Source organism: Gordonia sp. HS-NH1 (assembly GCF_001418765.1).
GTDB lineage: Bacteria > Actinomycetota > Actinomycetes > Mycobacteriales > Mycobacteriaceae > Gordonia.
Genome location: NZ_LIYC01000072.1, coordinates 1 through 212, shown reverse-complemented (window position 1 = coordinate 212; position 212 = coordinate 1). Strand labels below are relative to the sequence as shown.

The following is a 212-nucleotide window of genomic DNA, read 5'->3' as shown; positions in this document are numbered from 1 at the left end:
GCAGCCACTCAGAACGGCGGCGGGTTGTCATCGGTCTTCGGCTGACGGTTGGCCGCCGCGTTCCTGGCATGTCGATTCGCTTCGCGCTGTGCCTGGTTGCGGGCACGTTCTTCTCGCCGCTTCGCGTGTTTCGCGGCGGTTCGTTCGGTGATCGTGCGTGGTTGTCGGCCGTGCCGGTCGGGCACGATGACCCGCGGTGTCGGTGGGGCTTT

1 pseudogene is annotated in these 212 nt (G+C 67.0%); it reads right to left on the bottom strand.

Going from position 1 to position 212, the window contains the following annotated elements:
- Window positions 1–8: 8 nt before the first annotated feature.
- Window positions 9–212, bottom strand: a pseudogene (locus tag AMD30_RS25610) (HNH endonuclease); the annotation flags it as partial.